The sequence below is a fragment of the Burkholderia sp. E168m23 genome, assembly GCF_016586125.1.
Lineage (GTDB): Bacteria > Pseudomonadota > Gammaproteobacteria > Burkholderiales > Burkholderiaceae > Burkholderia > Burkholderia orbicola.
Genome location: NZ_BCPP01000456.1, coordinates 1 through 5,587, shown reverse-complemented (window position 1 = coordinate 5,587; position 5,587 = coordinate 1). Strand labels below are relative to the sequence as shown.

6 protein-coding genes are annotated in these 5,587 nt (G+C 69.5%); all 6 read right to left on the bottom strand.

Going from position 1 to position 5,587, the window contains the following annotated elements:
- The coding region (locus tag JMF90_RS21905) for a DUF1993 family protein (RefSeq protein ID WP_201325423.1) at positions 1 to 577 on the bottom strand (577 nt) is incomplete at its 3' end.
- A 167-nt stretch (positions 578 to 744) separates the two neighbouring features.
- A complete protein-coding gene (locus tag JMF90_RS21900) occupies positions 745 to 2,226 on the bottom strand; it encodes a tetratricopeptide repeat protein (protein ID WP_236598018.1) in 1,482 nt (493 codons plus the stop codon).
- Between the two features lie 81 nt (positions 2,227 to 2,307).
- On the bottom strand, positions 2,308 to 2,760 hold the full coding sequence (locus JMF90_RS21895) for a YaiI/YqxD family protein (protein WP_011545395.1): 453 nt from the start codon (positions 2,758 to 2,760) through the stop codon (positions 2,308 to 2,310).
- A 61-nt stretch (positions 2,761 to 2,821) separates the two neighbouring features.
- Positions 2,822 to 3,430, bottom strand: a complete 609-nt coding sequence (locus tag JMF90_RS21890; RefSeq protein WP_011545394.1) for a VWA domain-containing protein — start codon at positions 3,428 to 3,430, stop codon at positions 2,822 to 2,824.
- Between the two features lie 68 nt (positions 3,431 to 3,498).
- Positions 3,499 to 4,575, bottom strand: coding sequence for an ATP-binding protein (locus JMF90_RS21885; protein ID WP_011545393.1), 1,077 nt, complete (start codon positions 4,573 to 4,575; stop codon positions 3,499 to 3,501).
- On the bottom strand, positions 4,572 to 5,587 hold a 1,016-nt coding region (locus tag JMF90_RS21880), incomplete at its 5' end, for a cobaltochelatase subunit CobN (RefSeq protein ID WP_201325422.1). The genes JMF90_RS21880 and JMF90_RS21885, both read right to left, overlap by 4 nt.

Sequence of the window (5,587 nt, the reverse complement as noted above, 5' to 3'; positions counted from 1 at the left end):
CGGCCTTGCCGAGTTCGACGCCGTGATGGCGCAGGATCGCGTACGCGGCGATCGCATGGAAGTAGAACTGCGGCAGCGCCCAGTCGCGCGCGTACTGTTCGCCCGTCATGTCGAACGCGATCCCGTTCGGCAGTTCGAGCGCGATCGGCCGCGCTGCGCCACCGTCGAGCGCATCGGGTGCGAGTTCGCCGAGAAACGTGAGCGTGCCGGCGATGATCGCCTGCGCATCGGCCGGCGAACCGGGTTGCGCATCGGCGTTCCAGCCCGCCTCGCGCAGGGCCAGCAATGCCGCCGGCAGCGGCTCGCCGCGCAGCCGGTAAACCGGCTCCATCGCCTGGAAACACGAGAAGCGCACCTGGGCGGCAAGCGGATACATGTCGGGCGCCAGCCTCAGCGTCATCGCCGCGTCGGGTTCGTCGCCCGCGGCCTGCCGGTGGGCGACCGCCTTGTCGAGCCACGCGGACTGTGCGCGCAACATCTGGGTATAGGTCGGAACGAGAAGTTGGGTGGGTGACACGCATGCGCTCCTGTGTTGGGGTTCTCGCCCCACGATAGCAGCGTCGGCGCGAACCTGCATCCTGATCGAGGTAGCGGCTTGAACGATGACGGACTCGCCTGAAGACCGTGCCACTTGTTTTTGCTGCGCAACATGAGCGACGCAGACCCGGCGGCCATCCCTTCCAGACGTGTCGACGCCGGAACCGCGCGAAAGAGGCTGGCGCGGCCTTGTAGCGGCATCTCCGACTATGTCGCACGCATCGCGGACAACGCCTGCGAAACGCGCGCGACCACGCCGGACCAGTCCGTTTCCGTCGCCGCCTGCCGAAACAGCGTGACGACGTCCGGGTACCACACGGAAGTCGTGCCCGCGCCGCTCCAGCGCCAGTCCGTGCCCACGTTCGACAGCAGAATCCACGCGGGCTTGCCGAGCACCGCGCTCAGGTGCATCACGGCGGTATCGACGCCGATGACGAGATCGAGCCGCGCGACGATCGCGGCGACATCGGCGAAATCGGTGGTCCGGTTGCCCAGATTGACGATGAAGCGATCGCCGATTCCGGCACGCAGATCGGCTTCGTTCGCGCCCTTCTGAAGACTGACGAACGTGACGCCGTCGATGTCCCACAGCGGCGCGAGCGTCTGCAGGCCGGGCAGCGAGCGCACGCGGTCGTTCGCGTGACCGGGATTGCCTTGCCACACCAGGCCGACGCGCAGGCGCCCTTTGGGCATCAGCCGGTCCCATTTCGACGCCGCATGCCGAGGCGCGTGCAGATAAGGCAGCGTGGCCGGAATGGACGCCGGCGATTCCCGCAGATTGACGGGAATACTCCACACATAAGTCCAGAAATCGTGACGCGGGCAGGCGGCCGGATCGAACCTGTCGCGCGCCACGACGGCATCCGCTTCGGGGAGCGTCGCGAACAGCCGCTGCGTCGCGGCCGAGCACACCAGCGTGATCCGTTTCGCCCCGAGCATCCGGAGTTTTTTGACATAGCGGACCAGCTGGATCTGGTCGCCGTGCCCCTGTTCCGGCCAGATCAGCAGCGACGCGCCGTCGATCGGCTCGCCCTGCCACTGCGGGAACGATACGGCGGGCGCGTCGGAAAATGCGCCGTTGAGATCGGGGGCGTGACGCGCTTCGAAGAGCGGCAACCCCGCGATCCAGTCGTTCCGGTGCAGCAGCACATTCGCCAGATTGAGCCGGTATTCGGCACGCCCGGGCTCGAGCGCCAGCGCCTGCCGATAGGCCGCTTCGGCTTCGTCGTAGCGGCCCAGGTCCTTCAACACCAGGCCGAGCGCGTTCAGCGCCGCATGATCGCCGGGCGTCTGTTCGACGGCGATCCGGATCGCCCGTTCCGCCTCTTCCAGACGATGCCTGGACCGCAACAACATGCCGAGATTGAGGTGCGCCTGGCCGTGGCCCGGTGCTTTCGAAACGGCACGCACGAACGCCCGCTCGGCGTCGGCATCCCGCCCGCTCGACTGATAGAGCACGCCCAGGTTGTTGTCGATATCGGCCGACCGGGGCGCCGCGTGCGCTGCCCGCTCGAGGCACGCCTCGGCGGCGACGAGGTTGCCGAGCTTCAAATGGCACACGCCCGCGAGGTTCAGCAATTCACCGTGATCGCCGTGCTGCGCGAGGAGCGATTCCGCCGCCTGGATCGCGGAGTCGAATCGGCCCTGTACGTAGTGTTCCCTGACCGGCGTGACGGCCGCATCGTCCATCGGAAGAGTGTCGCGGTGGGGTTGCATGGACGGAATGATCGTCGCGGTCGGCGCAACGTGCAACGTCGGCAAATTCGGGCGTCAGCGCGGAGCGTGCCGCGCCAGAAACCGGTCGAGCTGCGACGCGAACGTCTTGCCGTCGCGCGCGCTGAACGGCGCCGGCCCGCCCGTATCGATGCCCGCGCTGCGCAACTGGTCCATCATCGCGCGCGTCGACAGGCGCTCCTCGATGTTTTCGCGGCTGAACCAGTTGCCGCGCGGGTCGAGCGCATGCGCGCCCTTGTCGAGCACGGCGGCGGCCAGCGGGATGTCCGCGGTGATCACGAGGTCGCCCGGCTCCGCCAGCTCGACGATGCGCGCGTCGGCCACGTCGAAGCCGGCCGGCACCTGCACGGCCTTGATGAACGGCGACGGCGGCGTGCGCAGAAACTGGTTCGCGACCAGCGTCACGCAGATTTCGGCGCGACGCGCGGCGCGAAACAGCATGTCCTTGATGACGGCGGGACACGCGTCGGCATCGACCAGTACTTGCATGGCGGAGGTTTCCAGTGAGCGGAGGCAGAAGCGGCGATCATAGCGCACCGCCGGCCGGCCATCAGCCGGCGAGATCGGTGCGAAGCGCGTCGGCCGTCACCCACTGCGCGCCCCACGCGGCGGCGAGCCGGGCGCCCTGCCCGATCCGCACGGCCACATCGTCGAAGTCGACGAACACGACGTGATCGGCCGCCGCGGGTCTGGCCGGCGTCTCGCGCGTGCGCCCGTCGGACAGCACCCACAGCCAGCGCGCCTTGCCGGGCTCGCGCCGTGCCGCGCAGGCGAGCAGCTGCGCGGCGGCCTCGATGCCGTCCGCGAGCGGCGTACCGCCGCCGCCGTCGACCGGTTCGAGCCAGCGCGCGTTCCACCAGCGCGGCACGGCCGGGCCGAAGCGCCGCGCGGCGCCTTGACCGCCGAAGCAAATCAGCGCGGTTTCGACCCGCTCGCGCGCGGCCTGATCGAAATACGCGACGATCAGCCCCTTCGCGAGCGCGAGTCGTTCGTGCGACAACATCGACGCCGAACAGTCGAGCACGAAGCAATGCAGCGCACGCGGCGTACCCGCGCGTTTCCCGAAGCGCAGATGCTCGCGATGCAGCGGGCCGCCGCGTTTCGCGGCGAGCGTCGCCGGCCACGCGATGGCCGTGCCGGCGCGCACCGTGCCCGGCACGCGCGCGGCCGCGCCTGACTGCCATCGAGGACCGCGAATCGCGTTCGCGGCGGCGCCGGCTCGATGGCTCAGCGTTTTTTTAGCGGCAGCGGCACGACGCTTTTCACGTCGCGCAGCCCGGCCGGTTCGGGCGGCAAGTAGCCCCAGTCGCCTTGCGATGGGGACGCGTCGGCCTTCGTGTCGTCCTGTCGCTTGTCAGGCTGCCGTGGTGTGTCCGACCGCGAACGATCGTCGCGCTCTCCCCCTTGTTGCGACGACTGCTGCGACGGCGGCGGCCCCGCATGGCGCCGGTGCCGCAGCACGGCTTCGGCCACGCGCGCCACATGCGACACCGTCACCGCGTCGGCCTGTTCCAGTGCGGCCAGCGCACGCGCGGCGCGCAGCATCACGAGATCGGCCCGCAACCCGTCGACGGCCGCGTCGATGCACAGTGCGCTGACGTGCGCATGGACCGCATCGTCGAAATCGAGCGCCGGCAGCCGCGCGCGCGCCGCATGAATGCGGTCCGCGAGTTCCCGCTGGGCCGCCGCGTGACGCGCGCGAAACGCATCCGGATCGAGATCGAACGCGAGTCGCGCCTTCACGATCCGCTCGCGCTGGGCGGCGTCGAAGCAGTTCTCCAGCTCGACCATCAGCCCGAAGCGATCGAGCAGTTGCGGCCGCAACTCGCCTTCCTCGGGGTTCATCGTGCCGACCAGCACGAAGCGCGCATCGTGCGCGTGCGACACGCCATCGCGCTCGACGATGTTCACGCCGCTCGCGGCGACGTCGAGCAGCGTATCGACGAGCCCGTCGGCGAGCAGGTTCACTTCGTCGACGTACAGCACGCCGAGATGCGCGCGCGCCAGCAGGCCGGGTCGAAAACGCACGCCGTTTTCGGCCAGCGCATGCGCGAGATCGAGCGTGCCCGTCACCTGCTCGTCGCTCGCCGATAGCGGCAGCGTGACGAACTGCCCTTCCGGCAGCAGCTCCGCCAGGCCGCGCGCGGCCGTCGATTTCGCGGTGCCGCGCGGGCCGCTGACGAGCACGCCGCCGAGCGACGGGTCGATCGCGACAAGCAGCAGCGCCTGCTGCAACGCGTCCTGCGCGACGAGCGCCGCAAACGGAAAAACCGCGCGGGCGCGGGGCGTGGTCGGATCGGTCATCGCCGCCCTCCTTCCTGGCGTTGTTCGCTGGCGAGCCAGACCGCTTCGATCCGCTCGCGATAGGGGCCGGGCTGCTGCCACAGCCCGCGCTGCATCGCTTCGACGAAGCGTTCGCAGATGCCGTGCAGCGCCTTCGGGTTGTGCCGTTCGAGGAACGCGCGGGTGGCGTCGTCGAACAGGTACGCGTCGGCGACGAGCGCGTACTGGTGATCGGACAGCACGCGCGCGGTCGCGTCATAGCCGTACAGGTAGTCGACGGTCGCGGCCAGCTCGGCCGCGCCCTTGTAGCCGTGACGCTTCACGCCGTCGAGCCATTTCGGATTGACGACGCGCGAGCGGATCACGCGGGCAATTTCCTCGCGCAGCGTGCGCATCTTCGGCGCGACCGGGTTCGCATGGTCGCCGTGGTAGATGCTCGGCTGCTGCCCGGACAGGTGCCGCACCGCTGCCGTCATCCCGCCCTGGAACTGGTAGTAGTCGTTCGAATCGAGGATGTCGTGCTCGCGGCTGTCCTGGTTCTGCACGACGACGTCGATCGTCGCCAGCCGCTCGCCGAACACGTCGGGCGCTGCATCGCCCGCGCTGTTCTGCGCGTACGCATGACCGCCCCATTGACGGTAGGCATCCGCGAGATCGGCGTCGGTCTGCCAGCGGCGCTGGTCGATCAGGTCCTGCAGGCCGGCGCCGTAGCTGCCCGGCCGCGCGCCGAACACGCGCCAGCCGGCGCGCCGGCGCGCTTCGTCGGGCGCCACGCCCTGCGCGGTCCACTTCTCCCGTTCGCGCTCGATGCGTGCGCGAATCGGGTTCAGCTCTTCGGGCTCGTCGAGCGCGGCGACGGCCTGCACGGCCGCATCGAACAGGTGCATCAGATTCGGGAACGCGTCGCGGAAGAAGCCCGACACGCGCAGCGTCACGTCGATGCGCGGCCGGTCGAAGATCTCGATCGGCAGGATCTCGAAGTCGGTCACGCGATGGCTGCCGTGCGCCCATTTCGGCCGCACGCCGATCAGCG

Coding starts and splice junctions, on each gene's coding strand:
- JMF90_RS21900 (WP_236598018.1), bottom strand. CDS start 2,226: ATGGACGATGCGGCCGTCACGCCGGTCAGGGAACACTACGTACAGGGC.
- JMF90_RS21895 (WP_011545395.1), bottom strand. CDS start 2,760: ATGCAAGTACTGGTCGATGCCGACGCGTGTCCCGCCGTCATCAAGGAC.
- JMF90_RS21885 (WP_011545393.1), bottom strand. CDS start 4,575: ATGACCGATCCGACCACGCCCCGCGCCCGCGCGGTTTTTCCGTTTGCG.